Source organism: Streptomyces sp. NPDC058289 (genome assembly GCF_042880975.1).
In the GTDB taxonomy this organism is placed as follows: Bacteria; Actinomycetota; Actinomycetes; order Streptomycetales; family Streptomycetaceae; genus Streptomyces; species Streptomyces stoeckheimensis.
The window spans coordinates 47817-73358 of record NZ_JBHVYI010000003.1 but is presented as its reverse complement, the minus strand read 5'-3'; the positions used below and the strand labels follow the sequence as shown (position 1 = coordinate 73358).

17 protein-coding genes and 3 pseudogenes are annotated in these 25542 nt (G+C 71.7%); 14 read left to right on the top strand and 6 right to left on the bottom strand.

Annotation, left to right across the window (positions count from 1 at the left end):
* Positions 1 to 29: 29 nt before the first annotated feature.
* From ACFVX6_RS02195 to ACFVX6_RS02155, 9 genes and pseudogenes are all read left to right on the top strand, one after another.
* A complete protein-coding gene (locus tag ACFVX6_RS02195) occupies positions 30 to 509 on the top strand; it encodes an Lrp/AsnC family transcriptional regulator (protein WP_249764881.1) in 480 nt (159 codons plus the stop codon).
* Positions 510 to 561: 52 nt separating this feature from the next.
* Positions 562 to 1239 carry an HAD family hydrolase gene (locus tag ACFVX6_RS02190; RefSeq protein WP_389687040.1) on the top strand — a complete coding sequence of 226 codons (678 nt, stop codon included), beginning with the start codon at positions 562 to 564 and terminating at the stop codon, positions 1237 to 1239.
* A 92-nt stretch (positions 1240 to 1331) separates the two neighbouring features.
* Positions 1332 to 2699 carry a cytochrome P450 gene (locus ACFVX6_RS02185; RefSeq protein WP_389687038.1) on the top strand — a complete coding sequence of 456 codons (1368 nt, stop codon included), beginning with the start codon at positions 1332 to 1334 and terminating at the stop codon, positions 2697 to 2699.
* Between the two features lie 68 nt (positions 2700 to 2767).
* Positions 2768 to 2869: a putative leader peptide gene (locus ACFVX6_RS02180; RefSeq protein ID WP_389687036.1), complete on the top strand. Its 102-nt coding sequence runs from the start codon at positions 2768 to 2770 to the stop codon at positions 2867 to 2869.
* 250 nt (positions 2870 to 3119) lie between these two features.
* Positions 3120 to 3996 (top strand): annotated as a pseudogene (locus ACFVX6_RS02175) (ABC transporter permease).
* Positions 3969 to 4745, top strand: a complete 777-nt coding sequence (locus ACFVX6_RS02170; RefSeq protein WP_389687034.1) for an ABC transporter ATP-binding protein — start codon at positions 3969 to 3971, stop codon at positions 4743 to 4745. Before ACFVX6_RS02175 ends, ACFVX6_RS02170 begins: the two are co-directional and overlap by 28 nt.
* A 64-nt stretch (positions 4746 to 4809) precedes the next feature.
* Positions 4810 to 5851: pseudogene (locus ACFVX6_RS02165) on the top strand (ABC transporter substrate-binding protein).
* Positions 5851 to 6911: pseudogene (locus tag ACFVX6_RS02160) on the top strand (LLM class flavin-dependent oxidoreductase); the annotation flags it as partial. The pseudogenes ACFVX6_RS02165 and ACFVX6_RS02160, both read left to right, overlap by 1 nt.
* Before the next feature lie 92 nt (positions 6912 to 7003).
* Complete coding sequence (locus ACFVX6_RS02155; RefSeq protein WP_389687033.1) at positions 7004 to 8077, top strand: FAD-dependent oxidoreductase; 1074 nt, start codon at positions 7004 to 7006, stop codon at positions 8075 to 8077.
* An 83-nt stretch (positions 8078 to 8160) separates the two neighbouring features.
* On the opposite strand, the gene mltG is transcribed toward ACFVX6_RS02155, so the two are convergent.
* Positions 8161 to 9000: an endolytic transglycosylase MltG gene (gene mltG, locus ACFVX6_RS02150; protein ID WP_389687031.1), complete on the bottom strand. Its 840-nt coding sequence runs from the start codon at positions 8998 to 9000 to the stop codon at positions 8161 to 8163.
* A 63-nt stretch (positions 9001 to 9063) separates the two neighbouring features.
* The gene (locus tag ACFVX6_RS02145) at positions 9064 to 11013 is read right to left on the bottom strand and encodes an ABC transporter ATP-binding protein (RefSeq protein WP_389687030.1); all 1950 of its coding nucleotides are present in this window, start codon (positions 11011 to 11013) and stop codon (positions 9064 to 9066) included.
* Positions 11014 to 11120: 107 nt separating this feature from the next.
* On the opposite strand from ACFVX6_RS02145, the gene ACFVX6_RS02140 reads away from it, so the two are divergent.
* A complete protein-coding gene (locus ACFVX6_RS02140; protein WP_389687028.1) occupies positions 11121 to 11618 on the top strand; it encodes a MarR family winged helix-turn-helix transcriptional regulator in 498 nt (165 codons plus the stop codon).
* Positions 11619 to 11702: 84 nt separating this feature from the next.
* On the top strand, positions 11703 to 14651 hold the full coding sequence (locus ACFVX6_RS02135) for an FAD-binding and (Fe-S)-binding domain-containing protein (protein WP_389687026.1): 2949 nt from the start codon (positions 11703 to 11705) through the stop codon (positions 14649 to 14651).
* A 28-nt stretch (positions 14652 to 14679) separates the two neighbouring features.
* Here ACFVX6_RS02135 and ACFVX6_RS02130 read toward each other — a convergent pair whose 3' ends face one another.
* Positions 14680 to 15984 (bottom strand): sulfite oxidase, encoded by a 1305-nt coding sequence (locus ACFVX6_RS02130; protein WP_389687024.1) that lies wholly within the window; start codon positions 15982 to 15984, stop codon positions 14680 to 14682.
* A gap of 123 nt (positions 15985 to 16107) precedes the next feature.
* Positions 16108 to 17322 (bottom strand): tryptophan 2,3-dioxygenase family protein, encoded by a 1215-nt coding sequence (locus ACFVX6_RS02125; protein ID WP_389687022.1) that lies wholly within the window; start codon positions 17320 to 17322, stop codon positions 16108 to 16110.
* Positions 17323 to 17630: 308 nt separating this feature from the next.
* Here ACFVX6_RS02125 and ACFVX6_RS02120 point away from each other — a divergent pair, with 308 nt between their 5' ends.
* Both ACFVX6_RS02120 and ACFVX6_RS02115 read left to right on the top strand, forming a co-directional pair.
* On the top strand, positions 17631 to 19493 hold the full coding sequence (locus ACFVX6_RS02120; protein WP_389687020.1) for an ABC transporter ATP-binding protein: 1863 nt from the start codon (positions 17631 to 17633) through the stop codon (positions 19491 to 19493).
* Positions 19490 to 21271 carry an ABC transporter ATP-binding protein gene (locus ACFVX6_RS02115; protein WP_389687018.1) on the top strand — a complete coding sequence of 594 codons (1782 nt, stop codon included), beginning with the start codon at positions 19490 to 19492 and terminating at the stop codon, positions 21269 to 21271. The genes ACFVX6_RS02120 and ACFVX6_RS02115 overlap by 4 nt, the downstream gene beginning before the upstream one ends.
* A 31-nt stretch (positions 21272 to 21302) precedes the next feature.
* Here the strand turns inward: ACFVX6_RS02115 and ACFVX6_RS02110 are convergent, their stop codons facing one another.
* Together ACFVX6_RS02110 and ACFVX6_RS02105 are read right to left on the bottom strand one after the other, a co-directional pair.
* The gene (locus tag ACFVX6_RS02110) at positions 21303 to 21998 is read right to left on the bottom strand and encodes a hypothetical protein (protein ID WP_389687016.1); all 696 of its coding nucleotides are present in this window, start codon (positions 21996 to 21998) and stop codon (positions 21303 to 21305) included.
* A 49-nt stretch (positions 21999 to 22047) separates the two neighbouring features.
* Entirely contained in the window at positions 22048 to 22839 is a 792-nt protein-coding gene (locus ACFVX6_RS02105; RefSeq protein ID WP_389687014.1) for a metal-dependent hydrolase, read from the bottom strand.
* 145 nt (positions 22840 to 22984) lie between these two features.
* On the opposite strand from ACFVX6_RS02105, the gene ACFVX6_RS02100 reads away from it, so the two are divergent.
* Positions 22985 to 25507 carry a DEAD/DEAH box helicase gene (locus ACFVX6_RS02100; protein WP_389687012.1) on the top strand — a complete coding sequence of 841 codons (2523 nt, stop codon included), beginning with the start codon at positions 22985 to 22987 and terminating at the stop codon, positions 25505 to 25507.
* The last annotated feature ends 35 nt before the right edge of the window (positions 25508 to 25542 follow it).

Below are 25542 nucleotides of genomic sequence, written 5' to 3'. Positions count from 1 at the left end.
GCATGATGACGCATTGGTACAGTCGCGGCATGGCGGTGGACGAGCTCGACACACGGATCCTGCGCCTGCTGATCGAGCAGCCGCGCACCAGCGTCCGGGAGTACGCCCGGATCCTCGGCGTCGCGCGCGGCACCCTCCAGGCCCGGCTCGACCGGCTGGAGCGCACCGGGGTGATCACCGGAACCGGCCCCGTGCTCTCCCCCGCCGCGCTCGGGCATCCCGTCCTGGCCTTCGTGCACATCGAGGTCACGCAGGGGCACCTGGACGAGGTCGGCGATGCGCTGGCCTCCGTACCGGAGATCATCGAGGCCTTCTCCATCACCGGCGGCGGGGACCTGCTGACCCGGGTGGCCGCGCGGGACAACGCGCATCTGGAGGACGTCATCCAGCGGCTGATCCGGCTGCCCGGCGTCGTGCGCACGCGGACCGAGGTCGCGCTGCGCGAGCGGGTGGCGCACCGACTCCTTCCCCTGGTCGAGTCCGTGGGACGAGCGGCGCGCAAACCCTGACAAGATGGTAGGGACAGGAATAAGGCAGGCACCGGCAGGACGGGCACAACGGATGATCTCCGTCATATTCGATCTCGACGGCACCCTCGTGGACAGCGAGCCGAACTACTACGAGTCCGGGCGGCGCACCCTGGAGCGCCACGGGGTCCCCGATTTCACCTGGGAGCAGCACTCCCGGTACATCGGCATCGGCACCCTGGAAACCCTCGAGATCCTCCGGGACGAGTACGGGATCGCGGCCCCGGTGGAGCAGTTGCTCGCCGAGCAGAACGCCGCCTACCTGGAGCTCGCCCGGACCCACACCGAGGCCTACCCCGAGATGAGCGCGTTCGTGCGGCGGCTGCACTCCGAGGGCGTCCCGATGGCGGTGGCCTCGGGCTCCTCGCGCGAGGCGATCGACGCGGTCCTGTCCGGCACCGGGCTGGACACGCTGCTGACCACGGTGGTCTCCGCCGAGGAGGTCGCCCAGGGCAAGCCCGCCCCGGACGTGTTCCTCGAGGCGGCGCGCCGGCTGGGCGCGGACCCCGCCGACTGCGTGGTCGTCGAGGACGCGGCGCCGGGCGCCCTGGCCGCGCACGCGGCGGGCATGCGCTGCGTGGCCGTCCCGTACGTGGCGGCCACCGCGGACGACCCGGCCTTCGCGGCGGCCGGGCTGCTCTTCCCCTCCGGGCAGACGGAGTTCAGCGCGGAGAGCGCCTACACCTGGCTCACCGCCGTGCAGGCGGCCTGAGCCGTCCGGACGCCCCGGGCTCGGCTCTTCTCCGGCGGCCCGGGGTCCGGCATGCTCTGGCGTCCTGGGGGCGGCCCTGTCACCATGCCGGGGTGACCGCCACCCTGACGCCCCCGGGCTCCGAGCGCGGACCGCGCCGCTGGCCCCTGGTGGGGAACCTGCCCGCCTTCGCCCGCGACCCGCTGGCCTTCTTCGAGTCGCTGCGCGACGAGTACGGGGACTGGGTGCCCTGGGCGCTCGGCCCGCAGCGCAACGTCCTGGTCTCACTGCCGGAGCACGCCGGTGAGCTCCTCGGCGCCGTGGAGTCCACCTTCAGTCCGACCGAACTGGGATGGGCCTTCCGGCAGTTGCTGGGCAACGGGGTGGTCGTGGCCACCGGCGAGGACTGGCGGCGCAAGCGAGCGCTGGTCCAGCCCTCGGTGCGCCCGCGCCAAGTGCGCTCGTACGCGGGCACGATGGTGGAGTGCGCCGACGCGCTGGTCTCCGGCTGGAGCGACGGCACGCGGATCGACGTGCACCGGGAGATGGCCGGACTCACCCAACGCATCGCGGTGCGCACCCTGTTCGGGAGCGATGCCGCCGGCCGGGAGGCACCCATCAGTGCGGCCATGGCCACTGCACAGCGCGAACTCGGCGCCGAATTCCGGGGCGTGACGATGTTCCTGCCACCCTGGGTGCAGACTCCGGGACGGCGCCGGATGCGCGCGGCCGTGGACGTCCTCGACCGCGAGATCGAGCACGTCATACGCGAGCACGAGGCGGCCTCGGCGGCCGGCGAGGAGCGGGACGACCTCCTCAGCAGGCTCCTCTCGGCCCGCGACGAGGACGGCGGGCCGCTGTCGCGCACGGAGCTGCGGGACGAATCGATCACGCTGTACATCGGCGGCCACGAGACCACGTCCACCACCTTGACCTGGGCCTGGCAACTGCTCTCGGGGGCACCGGAGGCACGGAGACGGCTGACGGAGGAGCTGGACCGGGTGCTCGGCGGCCGGCTGCCGACCTACGAGGACTACGCACGGCTGCCCTGGACCCAGCAGGTGGTCAAGGAAGCGCTGCGGATCTACCCGCCGATCTGGCTGATCTCCGCCGTGGCCAGGGAAGGCGCCACGCTCGGCGGGCGTCCGGTCCCGGCCGGCCTGTCGGTGTGGATCAGCCCGTGGTCGATGCACCGGGACGAGCGCTGGTTCCCGGAGCCGGAGGCCTTCCGCCCCGAGCGGTGGTCCGCCGACGCAACCGCCGCCCACCGGATCCCGGAACACGCCTGGTTCCCCTTCGGCGGCGGCCCGCGCGCCTGCCTGGGCGCCCGGTTCGCCCTGGTCGAGGCCGCCCTCGTGCTGGCCGTCGTGGCCCAGCGCTTCCACCTGGACAGCGGTCCGACCCGCGCGAGGGTCCTCCCGGGGCTCACCCTCCAACCCCGGGACCCGGTCCTGGCCACGCTCCGTGCGCACCGCTCCTGACGGATGCCGTCCCGATGGGAGAGATCGCAATCCCAGGTATCGAGACGCCATTGACCGGGAGCGGGTGAATGGCTAAGTGTCGCCGCATGTTGCGTCCCGTCATGCTCACCACGCGCGGTCACATCGACCTGCTGCGGGTGGCCTCCGCCGCGTGTTGTCGCGGCTGCTGACGCCCTTTCACCTGTGACACGAGCGCTCCGCGCTCTCCTTTTGCACGCCCTGAGCCCTCTGATTCCCTGAGCCGCCGATCCCCCGAGCCCCGGACCTCCGCGGCTCGGGTCCTCCGCTGCTCCGGATCCACCCGGCTCCGGATCTCCGAGCTCTGCGGCCCCCGTACTCCGCCTTCGCACCGGCGTGGGGGCCGACGGGCGTGCGCTTCCACCTGCCCCGCCCCTCGCCCTCCCCTTCCGTGGAGCACCCATGACCCTCACCAGCCATGCGCGGCCGGATATATCGCCTAAAACAGCATTCGCGCACGCGGTCGGCAGCGCCCCCGCACTCGTGCCCGTCGTACCCGCCTCGGCGAAACGGCGCTCCCCGCCCCGCTGGGTGCGGCGCACCATCGGGCCGCTCCTCCTGCTCGCGGCGTGGCAACTGACCAGCAGCCTGGGCTGGTTGCCCGCCGATGTGCTCGCTCCGCCCTCGACCATCGCGAGCGCCGCCGCCGGCCTGATCGGGGACGGCACCCTGCCCGCGGCGATGGGTGTGTCGCTCCAGCGCGTGGCGATCGGGCTCGTCCTGGGCGGCACGGTGGGGACGGCGCTGGCGCTCCTGTCGGGGCTCTCCCGGCTGGGCGAGGACCTGATCGACGCGAGCGTGCAGATGCTGCGCACGGTGCCCTGGGTGGGTCTCATCCCACTGTTCATCATCTGGATGGGCATCGGGGAGGCGCCGAAGGTGGCGCTCATCGCCCTCGGCACGGCTTTCCACCTCTACCTGAACGTGTACGCCGGGATCCGCGGGGTCGACGAGCAACTCATTGAAGCGGGAGAGGCCTTGGGGCTGGGGCCGCTGGGGCCTGGTGCGGCACGTGGTGCTGCCGGGCGCGCTGCCCGGGTTCATGACCGGGCTGCGGTACTCCCTGGCCACCGGCTGGCTGGCCCTGGTGTTCGGGGAGTCCATCAACGCCGACGCCGGCATCGGGTTCCTGATGAACCAGGCCCGCGAGTTCTTCCGCACCGACGTCATCGTCGTCTGCCTCGTCGTCTACGCCTTCCTCGGCCTCACCGCCGACCTCATCGTCCGCGCTCTCGAAAGGCTGCTGCTGCAATGGCGACCGACCTTCACCGGCCAGTGACCGCTGCCGCCACCACCGCCACCGCCGCCACCGCCGCCACCGCCACGACGGACCCGGCCGATACCGCGGTACGGGTCCGGGGGCTGAGCCGGTCCTTCGACGGCCGGGCCGTCATCGACGGACTCGATCTGACCCTGCGAGCCGGGCAGTTCACCGTGCTCCTCGGCCGCAGCGGTTGCGGGAAGTCCACGCTGCTGCGGGTGCTCGCCGGCCTGGACCGGGAGATCGAGGGCGAGGTCCTGGTTCCCGAGCGCCGGGCGGTGGCCTTCCAGGCTCCCCGACTGATGCCCTGGAAGCGGGTCTGGCGCAACGTGCTGCTCGGCCTGCCCGGGCACCCCGAACGCGAGCGTGCGGAGCGGGCGTTGGCCGAGGTCGGACTGGAGCACCGCACCGACGCCTGGCCGAAGACCCTGTCCGGCGGTGAGGCGCAGCGGGCCTCCCTGGCCCGCGCCCTGGTCCGCGAGCCCGATCTGCTGCTGCTGGACGAACCGTTCGGCGCGCTCGACGCGCTGACCCGGATCAAGGCCCAGCGGCTGGTCGCCGAGCTGTGGCAGCGGCGCGGCTGCGCGGTGCTGCTGGTCACCCACGACGTCGACGAGGCGGTCCTGCTGGCCGACCGCGTGCTCGTCATGGACGAGGGCCGCATCGCCCACGACACCGAAGTGCCCCTGGAGCGGCCGCGCTCGGTCGGCGACCCCGGTTTCGCCGCGCTGCGCACCCGGCTGCTGGCCGAGCTCGGCGTCGGCTGAGCCCCGACCGGCCCCTCCACTTCCCCTGCCCTGGTTCCCGTACGAGAGATCGAAGAGAAGCGACATGAGACGTCACACCCTGCCCCTGATCGCCGCGCTGATTCCGCTGTCGCTGGTCCTGACCGCCTGCGGCGGCAGTTCGGCCGCCGACACCGGCGCCGGCGCGAAGGACGGCGCCAAGAGCGGCGCCAGGGTCACCCTCAACGTGGGTGACCAGAAGGGCGGTTACGAGTCGCTGCTGCGGGCCGCCGGCGAACTGGACGAGCTCGACTACGAGATCAAGTGGTCCACCTTCACCTCCGGTCCCCCGCTGCTGGAGGCCGTCAACGCCAAGGCCGTGGACATCGGCGGCGTAGGCAACACCCCGCCCGTCTTCGCCGCCGCGGCCAAGTCGAAGATCACGGTCGTGGGAGCCACGCACGGCTCCTCCGCCGGTGAGGCGATCCTCGTACCCAAGGACTCCACCCTCCAGTCCCCCGCTGAGCTGCGCGGCAAGAAGGTCGCGGTGGCGCAGGGCAGTTCGGCGCATTTCCAGCTCATCGCGAGCCTCCAGCAGGCCGGCCTGACCCCGGGCCGACGTACAGATCACGCTGCTCCAGCCGGCCGACGCGCTGGCCGCCTTCAACAGCGGCAAGGTCGACGCCTGGGCGGTCTGGGACCCGTACACCTCCCAGGTGCTGCGCTCCGGCGCCCGCGTCCTGACCAGCGGTGAGGGGATCGTCAACGGGCTCGGCTTCCAGGTGGCCGCGCCCGGCGCGCTGGCGGACGAGGGCAAGAGCAAGGCCATCGGGGACTACCTCCAGCGCCTCCAGCGCGCCCAGGACTGGGTGTTCAAGCACCCGGAGGAGTGGGCCAAGGTCTGGTCGAAGGAGACCGGGCTGCCGTACGAGGTGGCCTTCGACTCCGTGAAGCGCAGCAACGGCACCCGGGTGGCCGTGGCCGTGGACGACGCGGCCGTGGCCTCCGAGCAGAAGATCGCCGACACCTTCACCGAGCTGAAGCTGATCCCGGGCAAGGTCGTCTTCAAGGACTTCGTCGACACCCGCTTCAACCGGGACCTGCCGCCCTCCACCACCGCCCCCCGCACGTACGGGAAGGAATCCTGATGACGGTACGACTGCACTGGTTCCTGCCGACCGGCGGCGACGGCCGCACCCTGGTCGACCGGCACGCCTACGCCAACAACCATGCCGCCGCCGGGGTGCGCGAGCCCGACATCGAGTAGTCGCGGCAATCCGGAAAGCGGCCGAGCGGCTCGGCTTCGAGGCGGTGCTGACCCCGACCGGTACCTGGTGCGAGGACGCCTGGCTGACGACGGTGGCGCTCGCGCAGCACACCGAGCGGCTGAAGTTCCTGGTGGCCTTCCGGCCGGGGGTGATCTCACCGACGCCGGCCGCGCAGATGGCGGCGACGTACCAGCGGATCACGCGCGGCCGGCTGCTGCTGAACGTGGTGACGGGCGGCGACTCGGCGGAGCAGCGGCGGTTCGGCGACCACCTCGGCCACGATCTGCGCTACGCACGCACGGCCGAGTTCCTCTCGGTCGTCCGCGGCGTCTGGGGCGGACAGCCCTTCGACTTCCACGGTGAGCACTACCGGATCGACGGCGGGCTGACGGCGCTGCCGCCCGACCCGCTGCCGGAGATCTTCTTCGGCGGATCCTCGGCCGCGGCGGGTCCGGTGGCCGCCGAGCACGCGGACGTGTACCTGACGTGGGGCGAGCGGCCGCAGGAGGTGAAGGAGAAGATCGACTGGATCCGTGCGCTGGCCGAGGAGCGGGGCCGGACGGTGAAGTTCGGTATCCGGCTGCACACCATCTCCCGGGATTCGGCGAAGGAGGCCTGGGCGGCGGCGGACCGGCTGCTCGGCGACTTGGACGACGCGTCCATCGCCACGGCGCAGGCGGCGCTGGGCGCGAGCGAGTCGGTCGGCCAACAGCGGATGCTGGCCCTGCACGGCGGCTCGCGCGACAAGCTGGAGATCTCCCCGAACCTGTGGGCCGGGGTGGGCCTGGTGCGCGGGGGCGCCGGTACGGCCCTGGTCGGGAGCCACGGGGACGTGGCGGACCGGATCGAGGAGTACCACGCGCTCGGGATCGAGAACTTCGTGCTGTCGGGCTATCCGCACCTGGAGGAGGCGTACTGGTTCGGCGAGGGGGTGACTCCGTAGCTCGCGGCGCGCGGCCTGCTGGCGCGCTGAGCCGGGTCCGCGCATGGCGTTCCGGGAAGATCTCGGCACCTCCCCCAGTTGGTAGAACCGTGAACGATTTCGCGGTGCAGGACGTGGACGTGGTCGTCGTGGGCGCCGGACAGGCGGGGCTGTCCGGCGCCTACCACCTGGCGCGGGCGGGCATACGCCACGTGGTCCTGGACCATGCGCCGCGCCCGGGCGGCGCCTGGCAGTTCCGCTGGCCCTCGCTCACCTACGGCAAGGTCCACGGCATGCACGCCTTGCCCGGGATGGAACTCACCGGCGCCGACCCGCTGCGGCCCTCCTCCGAGGTGATCGCGGAGTACTTCGCCGCCTACGAGGACCGCTTCGACCTGCACGTACGCCGGCCCGTGGACGTCACCGCCGTACGCGACGGGGCGGACCGCCGGCTGCTGGTGGAATCCCTGGCCGGGACCTGGTCTGCGCGGGCACTGATCAACGCCACCGGCACCTGGGACCGGCCGTTCTGGCCGCGCTACCCGGGACAGGAGCTCTTCCGGGGCCGCCAGCTGCACACCGCGAACTACCCCGGGCCGGGCGAGTTCACCGGAGCCCGGGTCATCGTCGTGGGCGGCGGCACCTCGGCGGTGCAGCACCTGCTGGAGATCGCCGAGGTGGCGGCGGAGACCACCTGGGTCACCCGGCGGCCCCCGGTGTTCCGCGACGGGAGCTTCGGCGAGGAACAGGGCCGTGCGGCGGTGGCCCTGGTGGAGGAACGGGTGCGGCAGGGGCTGCCGCCCCGGAGCGTGGTCAGCGTCACCGGGCTGCCCCTGAACGAGGCGGTCCGGGGCGGGCTGGAGTCGGGCGTCCTGGACCGCCGGCCGATGTTCGATCACCTCACGAGGACGGGAGCGGCCTGGTCGGACGGCAGCCGGGTGGAGGCGGACGTGATCCTGTGGGCCACCGGCTTCCGCCCCGCCATCGACCACCTGGCTCCGCTGCGCCTGCGCGAGCCGGGCGGCGGCATCCGGCTCGACGGCACCCGCGCGGTCCGCGACGAGCGGATCCACCTGGTCGGCTACGGCCCGTCGGCATCGACCATCGGCGCCAACCGCGCCGGCGGCGCCGCGGCACGCGAGATCCACCGCCTGCTCACCCGCACCGGGGCCGGCATCCACTAGGCCGTCCCTTTCGGATCCGGCCCTGCGTCCGGGCCGCTTCAGGTCGCGCGCGTTCAGATCGCTCACGTTCAGGTCGCGCGCGTTCAGGTCGCGCGCGAGGCCGACCGGATCCGGTTGAACTCGGCCACGTGCCGCTTGTGCTCCTCGTACGTCGCCGAGAAGCGGGTGTCCCCTTGCTTCACGGTGACGAAGAAGAGCCAGTCTCCGGGTGTCGGGGCCACCGCGGCCGCCATGGCCTGCAGGCCGGGACTGTCGATCGGGGTGGGCGTCAGGCCCTGGCGTTCGTACGTGTTGAAGGGGCTGTCGATCTTCGTCTCGCTCAGTTTGGTGTCCACCGTGGAACGGTTCAGCGCGTAGTTGATGGTGGAGTCCATCTGGAGCGGCATCGATTTCGCCAGCCGGTTGTGCACCACCCGGGCGACCTTGCCCATGTCCCCGCGGGTCTCGGCCTCCGCCTCGATGATGCTCGCGAGGGTGGCCGTCTGGTACGGGGTCATCCCGTGGACCTTGCCGCCGTCCGCGACGGCCTTGGTGGCGAGGCTCTTGTTGGCCGTCTCGACCATGTACGTGAGCAGTGAGGCCGGGGTGGACTGCGAGGTCACCGGATAGGTGGCCGGGAAGAGGTACCCCTCCGGGTTGCCCTTCGCCTCGGCGGGCAGGGGCAGGGCGGTCGTGGCGACCGCGGCCTTGGCGGAGCCGGCCGGGAGCTTCAGTTCGCGGTCGATGGCGGCGTAGACCTGTGGGGCCCGCCAGCCCTCGGGGATCAGCAACTGGCGCGGCTTCTCGGGCGCTCGCTCCCCGGGAAACAGGGGGATCAGGAGGGCTGCCCCGAGTCCCAGGACGGTTCCGAGGAAGAGCGCCAGCCTGCCCCGGCGGGTGAGCCGGGAACGGCGCGGTGACGGCGGCCGGTTCTCATGACGCATGCGGGCACGCTAACCCGCGAACCATCGGATTCCCGACATCCCACCCGTGTGCCGGTCATACGATCACACGTTCACCGGGGTCGGCTCGGTGCCGCGCAGGGTGTCCGGCTTGAACGTCCCGGGCTTGAGCAGATCCGCCTTGCGCATCTCGGAACCGAGCGCTCCCAGGAGCCCGCCGGACGCCGGAGCCTGCGGCTTGAGTGCACTCTCCCGGTCGCGGCGGACGAGGGCGGCGTACCGGCCGTCGGCCTTCAGCAGTTCCTCGTGGGTGCCGCGCTCCGCTATCCGGCCCCCGTCGAGCACCACGATCTGGTCGGCGTCGCGGACGGTGGAGAGGCGGTGGGCGATGGTGATGGTGGTGCGGCCCTGGGAGAGGTTGTCGATGGCCCGCTGCACGGCGTGCTCGGTGCGGGTGTCCAGGGCGCTCGTGGCCTCGTCGAGGATCAGCACCGGCGGGTCGCGCAGGATGGTCCGCGCGATGGCCAGGCGCTGCTTCTCTCCGCCGGAGAACCGGTAGCCCCGCTCGCCGACCAGGGTGTCGTATCCGTCGGGCAGGGACTCGATGTGGTCGTGGATCTGGGCCGCGCGGGCCGCCTCCGCTATCTCCTCGTCGGTGGCGTCCGGCTTGGCGAAGCGCAGGTTGTCGGCGACGGAGGCGTGGAAGAGGTAGGTCTCCTGGGAGACCACGCCGATGGAGCGGGCCAGCGAGTCGAAGTCGAGGTCGCGCACGTCGACGCCGTCGAGGGCGACCCGGCCGCCGGTGACGTCGTAGAGCCGGGGCACGAGGTAGCTCAGCGTGCTCTTGCCGGATCCGGTCGGGCCGACCACCGCGAGGGAACCTCCGGCCGGGACCGTGATGTCGATGCCCGTCAGGGTGGGGCCGCTCTTGGCGTCGTAGGCGAAGTGGACGTCCTCCAGGCGGACCTCGCCCTTGGCGCGGTCGAGGCGGACGGGGTCTTCGCGCTCGGTGATGTCCACCGGCAGGTCGAGGTACTCGAAAATGCGGGCGAAGAGCGCCAAGGAGGTCTGGATCTGAACGCCGGTCGACAACAGGCTCACGGCGGGCCGGAACAGGCCCTGCTGGAGGGTGACGAAGGCGACGAGGGTGCCGACCGAGAGCGAAGGGGCTCCGGTCTGCAGGGCTATGCCGGCCGCCCAGTAGATGAGCGCGGGCATGGCGGCCATGACGATGCCGATGGTGGACATCCGCCAGCGCCCGGCCATGCTGGAGCGCACTTCGAGGTCGACGAGCTTCTCGGACTCCTCCGCGAAGGAGGTGGTGAGCGAGTCGGCGCGGCCCATCGTGCGGCCGAGCAGGATGCCGCTGACCGACAGGGACTCGGTGACCGTCGCGGCCATCGCGGCCATCTGCTTCTGGCGCTGCGCGGTGATCTTCTTGCGCTCGCCGCCGACGCGGCGGCTGATCCACACGAAGACGGGCAGCAGGGCGAGCGAGACGAGCGTGAGCCGCCAGTCGAGCGCGAGCATCGCGACGACGGAGGCGATGACGGCCGTCGCGTTCGAGACGAGGGAGGTCGCCGTGGAGGTGACCGTGGCCTGCATTCCGCCGATGTCATTGGCGATGCGGGACTGCACCTCGCCGGTGCGCGTACGGGTGAAGAAGGCCAGCGGCATCCGCTGGAGCTGTGCGTAGACGGCGGTGCGCAGATCGTGCATGACGCGCTGGCCGACGGTGGTGGATATCAGGGTCTGGAGCACGCCGAAGATGCTGGTGACGACCGCGGTCGCGATCATGCCCAGGGCGAGCAGGCTGAGCAGCCCGGTACGGCCCTGCGGGATCGCGACGTCGAGGACCTCCTTCAGCAGGAAGGGGGTGGCGACTCCGACCAGCGAGGAGGCAGCCACGAGCACGCCCACGACGGCGAGCCGACCCCGGTAGGGCCGGAAGAGGCCGACGATGCGGCGCAGCTCGCGCGGCCGCTCGTCCGGCGCGGGGCCGCTGGGGTCGAGGGATTCTTTCGAGGGTTCCCACTCGGGTTCTTTGGGGCGCATGGGCCTCCTTCATGACAGGTGACGAGACTCGAATGAGCATAGCTCATTGTTACCTATACTCACAATGAATCTGGTCCTGATATCGTTCCCATTATGAGGACCGCAGCATGAGCACCGCTTCCGAGACCGACAGCAGCCAGGGCGTCGGCGGCCCCGACAGCGCCGACACGACCGACGGTGTCCTCGCCGAGCAGCTGCTCCGCCTGACCCGGCGGCTCCACCGCATCCAAAAGCGCCATCTGGAGCCGCTCGGCATCACCCCGGCCCAGTCCCGGCTGCTGCGCACCGTCGCCCACCTCTCCACGGTGCGGCCGCCCCGGATGGCGGACCTCGCCGCCCGCCTTGAGGTGGTGCCCCGTGCCGTGACCACGCTGGTCGACGGCCTGGAGAGCGCCGAGTGCGTCCGCCGCGTGCCCGACCCGGCGAACCGCCGTGTCATAAGGATCGAACTCACCGACACCGGCCGCGCCACGCTGCGCCGCCTGCGCAACGCGCGAACCGGAGCCGCAGAGGAGATCCTGGCTCCATTGACCGCCGATCAGCGCGAGGTGCTCGGCGGTCTGCTGAACGCTCTGGCGGACGCTCCGGCGGAGCACGGCTGCTGACGGGCGAGGATCCGGCCGGGACAGGGCCGGGGCTGCGCCGAACGAGTGAGAACGACCGACACGGCGCGAGTTGAGGGGCTGCAGATGCCACTGCTGGAACCGAAGCCGGGGGCCCTGCGCCCGCGCACCCTCAGCGGCCCCGCCCCCGACCGGGTGCCCGACCGCGCCTCGACGGGCACCCCCGAGCCGCTGCGGAGCGAGCTGGGCGAGCTGCTGGGCGCCGACAAGGTGCTCTCGGGCGTCTCCGACCTGGTCCGCTACGCCTCCGACGCCTCCCCGTACCGGTTCCTGCCGCAGGTCGTCGTGATCGCCGAGGACATCGACGACGTCTCCGCCGTGCTGTCCTACGCCCACGGCAAGCAGCGGGAGGTGGTCTTCCGGGCCGCCGGGACCTCGCTCAACGGTCAGGCCCAGGGCGAGGACATCCTCGTCGACGTCCGCCGTCACTGGGCCGGGGTCGAGGTGCTCGAGGAGGGCCTGCGGGCCCGGATCCAGCCGGGCACGACCGTCGTGCGCGCCAACGCCGCGCTCGCCCGGCACGGCCGGGTCCTCGGCCCGGACCCGGCCAGCGCCATCGCCTGCACCCTCGGCGGAGTCGTCGCGAACAACGCCTCGGGCATGACCGCGGGCACCACGAGGAACTCGTACCGCACCTTGTCCTCCCTCACCTTCGTCCTGCCGAGCGGCACCGTCGTGGACACCGCCGATCCGCTCGCCGACGAGGAGCTGGAGCACGCCGAGCCCGCCCTGTGCCACGGCCTGATGGAGATCAAGAAGGAGATCGAGGCCGATCCGGAGCTCGTCGCCCGCATCCGGGCCAAGTACGAGATCAAGAACACCACCGGCTACCGCCTCGACGCCTACCTCGACGGCGCCACCCCGGTGGAGATCCTGCGCGGGCTGATGGTCGGCTCCGAGGGCACGCTCGGGTTCATCGCCGAGGTCGTCTTCGACACCTTGCCGCTGGACCGCGAGCTCACCAGCGCCCTGCTCTTCTTCCCCTCGCTGCCCGCCGCGGCCGCCGCCGTACCGCTCTTCAACGCGGCGGGGGCACTGGCCGTCGAGCTGATGGACGGCAACACCCTGCGCGCCTCGGTGAGCGTCGCGGGCGTCCCCGCGGACTGGGCCGCTCTGCCCAAGGACACCACTGCGCTGCTGGTGGAGTTCCGGGCAACCGACGAGGCCGGCCGCGCGGAGTACGAGCGGCGGGCCGCCGAGGTGCTGGCCGGGCTGGACCTGGTGGCCCCGGTGGCCTCGGTGACCAATGCCTTCACCCGCGACGCCAAGACCATCTCCGGTTACTGGAAGGCCCGCAAGGCCTTCGTCACGGCCGTCGGCGGCGCCCGCGCCTCCGGCACCACCCTGATCACCGAGGACTTCGCGGTCCCCCCGTCCCGGCTGGCCGAGGCCTGCGAGGCCCTCCTCGAACTCCAGGCGGAGCACGGCTTCGACGCGGCCGTCGCCGGGCACGCCGCCCACGGCAACCTGCACTTCCTGCTCGCCTTCGACGCCGCCCGGCCCGCGGACGTGGAGCGGTACGCCGCGTTCATGGACGCCTTCTGCCGGCTCACCGTGGAGCGCTTCGACGGCTCGCTGAAGGCCGAGCACTCCACCGGCCGCAACATGGCCCCCTTCCTGGAACTGGAGTGGGGGCCCCGGGCCACCGAGATGATGTGGCGGACCAAGCGGGTCATCGACCCGGACCTGGTGCTCGCCCCGCGGATCCTCCTGGACCGCGATCCGAAGGCGCACCTGCGCGGCCTCAAGACGATCCCGCAGGTGGAGGCCGTCGCCGACCCCTGCATCGAGTGCGGGTTCTGCGAACCGACCTGCCCCAGCGAGGACCTGACGACCACCCCGCGCCAGCGGATCGTGCTGCGCCGGGAGATGATGCGCCAGCAGCCCGGCTCCCCCGTGCTCGACGGTCTGCTCGACGCCTACGGGTACGACGCCGTGGACACCTGCGCCGGCGACTCCACCTGCAAACTCGCCTGCCCCGTCGGCATCGACACCGGCGCCCTGATGAGGGACTTCCGCCACCGCCGGCACAGCCCGCGCGAGGAGCGTGCGGCCGAGCTCGCGGCCCTGCGGTTCGGCGCCGTCGAAGTGGCCGCGCGGCTGGCCGTGGCCGCCGCCGACAAGATCACCGACGTCGTCGGGGACGGGCTCCTGGAGGCCGTGACGGGGGCCGCGCGCAGGATCGTACGACCCGACCTGGTCCCGGAGTGGCTGCCGCAGGTCCCCGGCGCCGCGGCCCGCAAGCTGCCCGCCACCCGGCGCGCGGGCGCCGCCGCGGTCTACTACCCGGCTTGCGTCAACCGGATCTTCGGCGGCCCCGACGGCACCTCCGAGCCCTCCCTGCCCGAGGCCGTGGTGGCGGTGTCGGGGCGGGCGGGCAGGCCCGTGTGGATCCCCGGGGACGTCCGCGGCACCTGCTGCGCGACGATCTGGCACTCCAAGGGGTACGACGCCGGCAACCGCGTGATGGCCAACCGGATCGTGGAGGCCGCCTGGGGCTGGACGGCCGGCGGGCGACTGCCGCTCGTGGTCGACGCGTCCTCCTGCACCCTGGGCATCGCCCACGAGGTGGTCCCGTACCTGACGGACGACAACCGCTCGCTCCACGCCGAGCTGCGGATCGTCGACTCCATCGTCTGGGCCGCCGAGGAGCTCCTGCCGCACCTGGAGGTCCGGCGCACGGTGGGCTCGGCGGTGCTCCACCCCACCTGTTCGATGCGGCACCTCGACGACGAGGCACACCTGCGGGCCGTGGCCGAGGCCTGCGCCGACGAGGTGGTGGTCCCGTACGACACGGGGTGCTGCGCCTTCGCGGGCGACCGCGGCATGCTGCACCCTGAGCTGACGGAGTCGGCCACGGCGCGCGAGGCCGCCGAGGTGACGGCGCGGCAGTTCGACGCGCACCTGTCGGCGAACCGGATGTGCGAGGTGGGCATGGACCGGGCCACGGGCCGCAGCTACTACTCGGCGCTGCTGGAACTGGAGCGCGCCACCCGGTTCGACGACAGGCCCTAGGGGCCCGATATCCGCTCGGTCGCTCCGGTCAGACCACGGTCACCGGATGGTGCACCACCGCGTCGAACAGGTAGCCCTGCGTGTTGTGGGCCGTGGTCGCCGGCTGGGTCCGTCCGGTGGCGTCGGTGGCCCGCGCGAGCAGCGCGGTCGGACCGGTGGCCCGCGGGGTCCACGGCAGTGACCAGCGCACCCAGCTGCCCCGGCGCGGGGCGTCGTGCAGCCGGGTCCGCTGCCAGCGGACCCCTCCGTCGGTACTGACCTCCACCCGGTGCACGGGCGCCGCGCCCGACCACGAGCGCCCGGTCAGCAGCCGCGGCCGGTGGGCGGGCACGGTCGCACCGAGCTCCAGCTCGAAGGCGCTCTTGAGGGTCTGGCGCGTCAGCGGGGCACTGCCATGCGGTGGCTGGTCGGGCCCGAACAGCCGGTACAGGTCGGTGTTCCACGGTGTGTAGAGGGGCTGCCCGCTCACCTCGATGTCCCCGACCCACTTGATCGAGGAGATCCCGATCCAGTTCGGTACGACCACGCGGACCGGACCGCCGTGGTCGGGCGGCAGCGGCTCGCCGTTCATCTCGTACGCGAGGATCACGTCGTCGAGGGCCTTGGAGACGGGCAGCGGGCGCCGCACCCGGCCCAGGTTCACCCCGTTCGTGACGACCTCGTCATCCAGCCCGCGGGGCAGTACGTCCACGGCCCCGCGGGCCAGACCCGCCCGCCTCAGGACGTCGGACAGCCGGGCGCCGCGCCAGCGTGCCACGCCGATCGCGCCGAGGGTCCACGCGGTCCCGGTCACTTGCTGTCCTTGCTGGGTGGTGTAGAAGCTCCGGCCGTTGCCCGCGCACTCGATGAACAGGGTCCGCTCGACAGCCGGCAGCGCGCGCAGCCGATCGTAGGAGAACTCGACCGGGCCGCCGGTCAGGGCGTCGCCCCACACCTTCAGCCGCCAGTCGTGCGGGTCCAGGCGCGGGGTGACGGTGTGGTTGCGTACGAAGAACCGGTCGAGGGGGGTCAGGGGCCCCGTGCCGTGCAGGGCGGCGAAGTTCGTCTCCGCGTTGGTGCCCCGGATGGTGAACAGCTCGGGCGGCAGCGGCTTCACGGTCCCGGGCGCGGCGGCGGGCGTCGTCGCGGCGGTGGCTCCGTTACCGGCTGCGCCCGTTGCGGAAGCTTCGGCGGTTCCGGCGGCGCCCAGGCCCAGAGAGCCGGCCGCGGCCCCCGCAGCGAACAGCTTCAGCAGGTCGCGGCGGTCCACCCCGGAGGAGCGGGCGCGGCCGCGCTCCCACTGCCGCAGGCGCGCACGGTCGTACTGGCTCTCGTCCGACAGGTCGAGGGGCATGGCGGGACACTCCTTGGTCGTGATTCCCGACGGACCGTAGAAGCCCGGCCCCACCTGCGGGAACCTCCTGGCCCCGATGGCCACGAACCTGCAACACGCCCGCAATGACGGACGGTTCACACGTCAGGGGCTGGTGCCCAGTTGCCGGAACAGTCGGTTCTCCAGGCATTCCGTCAGGTAGGGAACGCCGTCGGTGTAGCCCGAACCGTGGGCGTCGCCGAGCATGCGTGCGGCGAGACCGCGATGTGCCGACTTCCACCGCTGGTGCCCACGCTCCAGACGGCTGATCGCCATGTCGAGCCGGTTCCACTGCGCCCGGTCGAAACGCCCCTCTTTCCGGAGGTCGAGATAGGCCCGGGTGACGGTGTCGTGGCCGGGATCCTCCACCTCGGCCCGCACGGCGGGCACGCTCGTGAATGCGGACGACTCCAGGCGCGGCACGGCCGGAACATCGCACAGACTCTCGAACCGTTTGTACTGTTCGGACTGAATGGCGCTGGCACCCTGGGTGTACTGCCGGAAGGCGGAGAACTGCTCCGCCCTCATCGTGGCCACGACGCGGAAGAGCGTCGCGGCCCGCTCGAACATCACCACCGCATGGTCCACCAGATCCACGGCCCCTTCCGGATTCCCTGCGCGCAGCGACCCGATCACCTTCTTCATGGCCGCCGCTATTGCGGTGAAATGCATTTCGTGGGTCTGGAGGACGCGGATGAAGAAGTATTCGTCATGAACGACGGAGACGGGCTGGACGGTGACGTCGAACCACCGGGCGCAATCCGTCGCCGGGGGCCGGGGCAGGCGATCGGCAAGGCCTTCGAGGTGGGACCGGGGAGCGTGCGCCAGCCGCGAAGGAAGGTCTTCGGCCTCCGACTGGCCGAGCCCCGTCGTCACGAGTCGTAGGGCGTGCCTCAACCGCGTGCTCAGCGTCGACGCATCCGGCCGGTCCCGTCCGGGCCCCTCGGGCGACCCGGCTGCCGCGTCGATCTCGAAACGGACCACGTCGGCCATCAGCAGGGTCGAGATCCGGTCCGCGCTCAGCGCGGCGTGCCGATCGTCCATGAGGAGCTCCAGGACCGGCAGTGCGAGGTAGGTCCGGTTCTGGAAACGTCCCTGGTGTTTGTCGAGGGCGCAGTCGAGAAAAGCAGCGAGGAACGGGCGGTTCGTCCCGTGCCGTCGCCTGATGGCACTCAATCGAAGGAGCGTTTCCTTCGAAAGGAAATACTTCCCCGTCCGCTGTACTATTTCCGTCACGGATCGGGCGAGGGAGATGCCGTCGACTTCCTCCGGCATTCGCTCAGCGGCCGCCCAGCGCTTGATCTCAGGGTCCGTCGCCATTCGTCTCTCCCAAGCCGTCATGCCGAGTGAAGGGTCGCTTTCCACTAGGCATGATCGAAAGACCGCACGTCATGTCTCGGGAATTCGTGCCTTGACAGCGGACGCCGAACCCGCTTCGACGCGCCCGGCCGTCGATCCGGCACCTCCGAGCCGGACCGGGGGAGGACGGCGCGTCGACTTCCGGCTCGCTCTCCGGGTGAGCAGACCCTGCTGCGACGAGCTGTGGCCAACGGAAAATCGATTGCCCCGGACCGGTCCGGAACGCGAACCTTGCACGGTTTGGAACACTCGACCAGTCATGGGGCGTCATGCAGATCAGCGATCTTCCGTATCCGGACCCAGGGGTACCCGACGCTCGCTCCGGCCCCCGCTTCCTCTGGTGGCTGGGGCGGGGCCAACTCGGCGGACAGGCCAAAAGCCTGTGTTGGGGGCTCCTGCACTTCGGCGGCATCGCGGGACTGCCGTACACCGTGGGCCTGGGCATCGACGCGGTCGTGGACGGCGACGGCGACCGGCTGCTGTGGGTCGGCGGCCTGATCGCGCTGCTCGGCGTCGCGATCTCGGTCGGCGACGCGATGCTGCACCGTACGGCCGTCACCAACTGGATCACCGCCGCCGCCCGCGTCCAGCAGCTGCTCGCCCGCAAGACCGCCGAGCTGGGCTCCGCCCTGACCCAGAGGGTTGCGGCGGGCGAGGTCGTGGCCGTCTCCACGGGCGACGTGGAGAAGATCGGCTGGTTCGTCGAGGCGGTCTCCCGCTTCCTGGCCGCCGCCCTGACCCTGGTCATCGGCTGTGTCGTCCTGCTGTTCTACGCGCCCACCATCGGCGTGGTCGTGGCCCTCGGCATGCCGGTGCTCGCCCTGGCCGTCCTTCCGCTGCTGCCGCGAGCCACCCGACGCGCCGACGTCCAGCGGGAGAAGGCGGGCAAGGCCACCGAACTGGCCTCGGACACCGTGGCGGGGCTGCGGGTGCTGCGCGGCATCGGTGGCGAGGAACTGTTCCTCGGCCGCTACCGCGAGGCCTCGCAGCAGGTCCGCGAGGCAGCGGTGCACAGTGCCCGGATGTGGGCGCTGATCTCCGCGATCCAGGTGCTGCTGCCGGGCGCGCTGCTGGTCACGGTGGTCTGGTACGGGTCCGCGCTCGTCCTGGACGGCCGACTGGACGTCGGCGAACTCGTCGCCGCCTTCAGCGCGGTGGCCACCATGCTCTACCCGCTGCGGCACTTCGAGGAGATCGCCATGGCGTACTCCTTCTCCCGCCCCTCCGCCAAACGGGCCGCCCGGGTGCTCTCGCTGACCCGGACCGGCGCACAGGCGGAAACCGGCGGGGAGGCGGAGGCCGGTGCGGAGCCGGAGACGGCCGCGGAGCCGGTCGTCGCCACCGAGGCCGCGCGGGCCCCGGCCTCCGGCGGAGACCTGTACGACCCGGAGACCGGGCTGCTGGTCCCGGCGGGCCGGTTCACCGCCGTGGTCTGCGGGGACCCCGACCTGGCGGGTCGGCTCGCCGAGCGCCTGGGCGGGCACCCGATGGACGCAGCGGCCGGGCCCTCCGTCCTCCTGGGCGGGGTCGCGCTGGACGAGCTCGCGCTCGACACCGCGCGCACGCTGGTCCTCGTACAGGACAAGGATCCGGTCCTGCTGTCCGGGACGCTGCGCGAGCTGTTCGACGTACCGGCGTCCGGAGCGGTCGCGCCGTCCGCGGCGCTCGCGGCGGCCCAGTGCGCGGACGTGCTGGACGCCCTGCTGCAGTCCGCCCCGGACGGGGTGGACGACCCGATGGACGCCCGGATCACCGAGCGCGGACGCTCGCTGTCCGGCGGGCAGCGCCAGCGGCTGGCGCTGGCGCGGTCCCTGGTGACCGACCCCGAGGTGCTGGTGCTGGACGAGCCGACCTCTGCGGTCGACTCGCACACCGAGGCCCGGATCGCGGAGGGGATCTCGGCCCTGCGCTCCGGTCGCACCACGGTGGTACTGGCTTCCTCGCCGCTGCTGCTGGACCGCGCCGACCGGGTCGTCCTGATCGACGACGGCAAGGCGGCGGCGAGTGGCACGCACCGCGAGCTGCTGCACGGCGACCCGCGCTACCGGGCGGTCGTCACCCGCGAGACCGAGGAAGAACAGCGGCTCCCGCGGCTGGAATCCGTACTGACAGAGATCGAGGAATCCGCATGATCGGCGTGGCGCCGCCGCACTACGATCCGGCCGCTCCGGAAACGGCCGCGACCCTGCCCGTGGGCAGCTCCGCGACGGTACGGGACTACGTGCGCGGCCTGTTCCGTCGCCACCGGCGGGCCTTCCTGGTCCTGGTGGGGGTCAACACGGTCGCGGTCATCGCCTCCATGGTCGGCCCGTACCTGCTGGGCCAGGTCGTGGACCGGCTCTCGGAAGGGGCCCGCGAACTCCACCTGGGCCGGGTGGGGCTGCTGTTCGCCCTGGCGCTCGGCGTCCAGACCGTGTTCGTGCGGCTGGTCCGGCTGCGCGGGGCGATGCTCGGCGAGGAGATGCTGGCCGATCTGCGCGAGGACTTCCTCGTACGGTCGGTGGGCCTGCCGCCGGGCGTGCTGGAGCGCGCGGGAACCGGTGACCTGCTGTCGCGGATCACCACGGACATCGACCGGCTGGCCAACGCGATGCGCGAGGCCGTGCCGCAGCTGGCCATCGGCGTGGTGTGGGCGGGCCTGCTCTACGGGGCGCTCGCGGTGACCGCGCCGCCGCTGGCACTCGCCGCGCTGGTGGCGCTGCCGGTCCTGGTGATCGGCTGCCGCTGGTACTTCAAGCGGGCCCCCCGGGCCTACCGTTCCGAGGCTGCCGGCTACGCGGCGGTCGCGGCCGTGCTCACGGAGACGGTGGACGCGGGCCGCACCATCGAGGCGCACCGCCTCGGCGGGCGCCGGATCGAGCTGTCGGAGCGGCGGATCAAGGAGTGGACTGCGTGGGAGCGGTACACGCTGTTCCTGCGGACGGTCCTCTTCCCCGTCGTCAACGTCACCTACGTGACGATCCTCGGCTCGGTGCTGATGATCGGCGGGTACTGCGTGATCCAGGGCTGGATGTCGGTGGGGCAGCTGACCACGGGCGCCCTGCTGGCACAGATGATGGTCGACCCGATCGGTCTGATCCTGCGCTGGTACGACGAGCTGCAGATCGCCCAGGTCTCGCTGGCCCGGCTGGTGGGCGTGCGGGAGATCGAGCCCGACGCGGGCGACGCGAGTGTCTCCCCGGACGGCAGGAACGTCCGGGCGGACCAGGTGCACTTCGGGTACCGCGAGGGCGTCGACGTACTGCACAAGGTGTCGATGTCGGTGCCGCCGGGCACCCGGATGGCCCTGGTCGGGCCCTCGGGCGCCGGCAAGTCCACGCTGGGCCGGCTCCTGGCGGGCATCTACGCGCCGCGGACCGGCGAGGTCACCCTCGGCGGGGCGCGGCTGTCGCAGATGCCCGCGGAGCGGGTGCGCGAGCACGTGGCCCTGGTCAACCAGGAGCACCACGTGTTCGTGGGCTCCCTGCGGGACAACCTGCGGCTCGCGCGCACGGAGGCCGGTGACGCCGAGCTGTGGGCGGCGCTCGGTGCCGTCGACGCGGAGGTCTGGGCGCGGGCGCTGGACGCCGGTCTGGACACCGAGGTCGGCTCGGGAGCCTCGGCGCTGACTCCGGCGCAGGCGCAGCAGATCGCGTTGGCCCGGCTGGTGTTGGCCGATCCGCACACGCTGGTGCTGGACGAGGCCACCTCGCTGCTGGACCCGCGCGCGGCCCGGCACTTGGAGCGCTCGCTGGCCCGGGTGCTCGACGGCCGCACGGTGATCGCGATCGCCCACCGGCTGCACACCGCGCACGACGCGGACGTGATCGCGGTGGTCGAGGGCGGCCGCATCACCGAGCTCGGCTCGCACGACGCCCTGGTCGAGGCGGACGGGGCGTACGCCGCCCTGTGGCGCTCCTGGCACGGCTGACCGGCACCGCGCCGCCTGCCCTGGGCCTTCTCTACGTGGTCCAGGGCAAGCGGACGGCCTCGATCTCGGGGTCACGGAGCAGCGCATCGACCAGGCCCTCGGGTCCGGAGACCTTGGTGGCCCAGAGGTCGTAGTCGGTGTACACGATCCAGGAACGGTCCTCGGGCCACAGGTTGGAGGGTGTGTACAGGATGTCCGGGTGGTCGAAGAGGGCCTGCGCGTCGCCCAGCCTCCCGGAACGGACGTACTTCCTGTCGAAGTCCCACACGACCATCGGGCTGTAGTAGGCCGTGCAAGGGGTGTCCGCTCCCCGCGGGCTGTTCGTGGTGAGGAACCGGACCAACTGGTTCCACGTGGGCCGGTCGAGACTGCCCTCGGCGGGCCACTCCACGGAACCGGGCCGGATGCCCGCCTCTTTCGTGGAGGGGAAGCAGCGAAAGCACGGGTACATCCCCTGGGGCACGACCGGATCTCCGAGGCGGACGGCCAGGTCCGCCCAGCGCAGCCGCTCCCAGCCCGGTCCGGGGTGCTCCTCCCGGCTCTGGCTGTGGTTGACGGAGTCCCCGGCGTTTTCTCCGCGCTCGTACATGCCGCCGAGCACCCAGGCGGCGTCGGGCCGGCCGGGGGCCTCGTAGCCGGTGAGCCCGTCGTCCTGGGCGAGCTCTGCGAGCCAGTCCGTCTCGGCGGGGGACGCGAGCGGCCACAGGGCGAGGATGTCATCGGGCATCCGGCCAGGCTACGTCGCCGGTCGCCGGGTGTACTGGCCGGTCAGGCAGTCAGAAGAAGCCGAGGGCCGAGGCTCCGCCGACCCCGCCCAACAGCATGAAGACGGGCATCAGCACCTTGAGCTCCACCCAGCTGCCGGCGCGGAAGCGCATCATCTTCGGCGGGCCGATCGGGTACCAGCGCTTGCCCGCGATGGGCAGGGGCCACAGGATCGGGCAGCCGGAGACGGTCAGGGCGTCGCCGATGTCGTGGACCAGGGCGCCGAGCACGATGGGCAGGCCGAGCCACAGGTATTCCTGGCCGGGGGCGGTGAAGAGCCAGTCGGAGCCGTTGCCGGGCTGGTCGAGCACGCCGGCCAGTATCCAGGCGCTGGTCGCGCCGAGCAGCCAGACCAGGACGTCGCTGGACATGCGGGCGGCCCGCCACAGCAGGCCTTCGACGGCGAGGACCAGGTGGACGAAGAGCAGGGCGAGGACGCCCCACCGGTCCGTCGTGACGGCGATCGCGGAGGATCCGGCGCCGATCAGTACGGCCCAGACCCAGGTGTGGGTCAGGGTGCGGTGGCCCCCGGTGCGGCGGGCGTCGCGCGGGGCCCGGGTGGCTTTGTAGACCCCGTAGGAGATCTTGTCGACCACTTCGCACAGGCCCCGGGAGAGCGGACCGAAGGCGCGGGAGATCGTCGCCGACTTGTGGTCCAGGTCGGGGGCGAGGGCGGCTCCGGCGCAGATCAGCGCGCCGACGACGAGGACGGGCCAGGGCATCGCGTGCCCGGAGGCGGCCGCTGCGGCGCCCACCCCCAGCCAGGCCGCTGCCCCGGACAGTGAGTGCGCCGGACCCATCATGGTCGTTCCCCGCCCCGGTGGTGTGCTGGTCGGGCCCTGTTGACGGTGTCGTTCGGGCCGCATCGACGGCACAGCGTACCGTCGATGATCTTCCTACTGTCCGCCGGTTCCCTGATCCGGGGGGAAGCCAGGCAAGATGGGGGGTGTGACCCTCATTGATCAGCTCCCGCCGAACGCCGACCCCGACGCCCTCTTCGAGGCTTTCTCCTCGTGGGCGGAGGACCAGGGCATCACCCTGTACCCGGCTCAGGAAGAAGCGCTGATCGAGGTCGTCTCGGGCGCGAACGTGATCCTGTCCACCCCGACCGGCTCCGGCAAGAGCCTGGTGGCGGCGGGCGCGCACTTCACGGCCCTGGCCCAGGACAAGGTCACCTTCTACACCGCGCCGATCAAGGCGCTGGTCTCGGAGAAGTTCTTCGACCTGTGCAAGCTCTTCGGCACCGAGAACGTCGGCATGCTGACCGGCGACGCCTCGGTGAACTCGGACGCCCCGGTGATCTGCTGCACCGCCGAGGTGCTGGCCTCGATCGCCCTGCGCGACGGCAAGTACGCCGACATCGGCCAGGTCGTGATGGACGAGTTCCACTTCTACGCGGAGCAGGACCGCGGCTGGGCCTGGCAGATCCCGATCCTGGAGCTGCCGCAGGCGCAGTTCGTGCTGATGTCCGCGACGCTCGGCGACATGAAGCGGTTCGAGGAGGACCTGACCCGGCGCACCGGCCGGCCCACCACGGTGGTCCGCTCCGCGACCCGGCCCGTCCCGCTGTCGTACGAGTACGTCACGACGCCGATCACCGACACCATCACCGAGCTGCTGGAGACCCGGCAGGCCCCGGTCTACATCGTGCACTTCACCCAGGCCCAGGCGGTCGAGCGGGCGCAGTCGCTGATGAGCATCAACATGTGCACCCGCGAGGAAAAGGACAAGATCGCCGAGCTGATCGGCAACTTCCGCTTCACCACCAAGTTCGGCCAGAACCTCTCGCGTTACGTCCGCCACGGCATCGGCGTGCACCACGCGGGCATGCTGCCCAAGTACCGCCGCCTGGTGGAGAAGCTGGCCCAGGCCGGTCTGCTGAAGGTCATCTGCGGCACCGACACCCTCGGCGTCGGCGTCAACGTCCCGATCCGCACCGTGCTGTTCACGGCGCTGACCAAGTACGACGGCACCCGGGTCCGTACGCTGCGCGCCCGCGAGTTCCACCAGATCGCCGGCCGCGCCGGCCGGGCCGGCTTCGACACGGCGGGCTACGTGGTGGCCCAGGCGCCCGAGCACGTCATCGAGAACGAGAAGGCCCTCGCCAAGGCGGGCGACGACCCGAAGAAGCGCCGCAAGGTGGTCCGCAAGAAGGCCCCCGAGGGCTTCGTGGCCTGGTCGGACACCACCTTCGAGAAGCTCATCGCCGCCGACCCGGAGGCGCTGACCTCGCGCTTCAAGGTCACCAACATCATGCTCCTGTCGGTCATCGCACGGCCCGGCGACGCCTTCAAGGCCATGCGCCACCTGCTCGAGGACAACCACGAGCCGCGCAAGGCCCAGCTGCGCCACATCCGCCGGGCCATCGCCATCTACCGCTCGCTGCTGGACGGCGGCGTCGTCGAGAAGCTCGACTCCCCGGACGCCGAGGGCCGCACGATCCGGCTGACCGTCGACCTCCAGCAGGACTTCGCGCTGAACCAGCCGCTGTCCACCTTCGCGCTGGCCTCCTTCGACCTGCTGGACCCGGAGTCCCCTTCCTACGCGCTGGACATGGTCTCGGTGGTGGAGTCCACGCTGGACGACCCGCGCCAGATCCTCGCCGCCCAGCAGAACAAGGAACGCGGCATGGCCGTGGGCGCGATGAAGGCCGACGGGGTCGAGTACGAGGAGCGGATGGAGCGGCTCCAGGAGATCACCTATCCCAAGCCCCTCGAAGAGCTGCTCCTGCACGCCTACGACGTGTACAGCAAGAGCCACCCGTGGGTCCGCGACCACCCCGTCTCCCCGAAGTCGATCATCCGCGACATGTACGAACGCGCGATGACCTTCACCGAGTTCACCTCGTACTACGAACTGGCGCGCACCGAGGGCATCGTGCTGCGCTACCTGGCGAGCGCCTTCAAGGCGCTCGACCACACCATCCCCGACGACCTCAAGTCCGAGGACCTCCAGGACCTGATCGAGTGGCTCGGCGAGCTGGTCCGCCAGGTCGACTCCAGCCTGCTCGACGAATGGGAGCAGCTGGCGAACCCTGAGGTGGAGACGGCGGAGCAGGCCCAGGAGAAGGCCGACCAGGTCAAGCCGGTCACCGCGAACTCCCGCGCCTTCCGCGTCCTGGTCCGCAACGCCATGTTCCGCCGGGTCGAGCTGGCGGCCCTGGACCACGTCAACGTGCTGGGCGAGCTGGACGGCGACTCCGGCTGGGACGCCGACGCCTGGGGCGAGGCCATGGACGGCTACTGGGACGAGTACGACGACCTGGGCACGGGCCCCGACGCACGCGGCCCCAAGCTGCTCCAGATCGAGGAGGACCCGGCGCACGGCCTGTGGCGCGTCCGGCAGACCTTCGCCGACCCCAACGGGGACCATGGCTGGGGCATCAGCGCCGAGGTGGACCTCGCCGCCTCCGACGAGGAGGGCCGGGCGGTCCTGCGCGTCACCTCGGTCGGCGAACTCGGCCAGCTCTGACCACCCTCCGGCTCCGCCCGGACGGGCACCCGCCC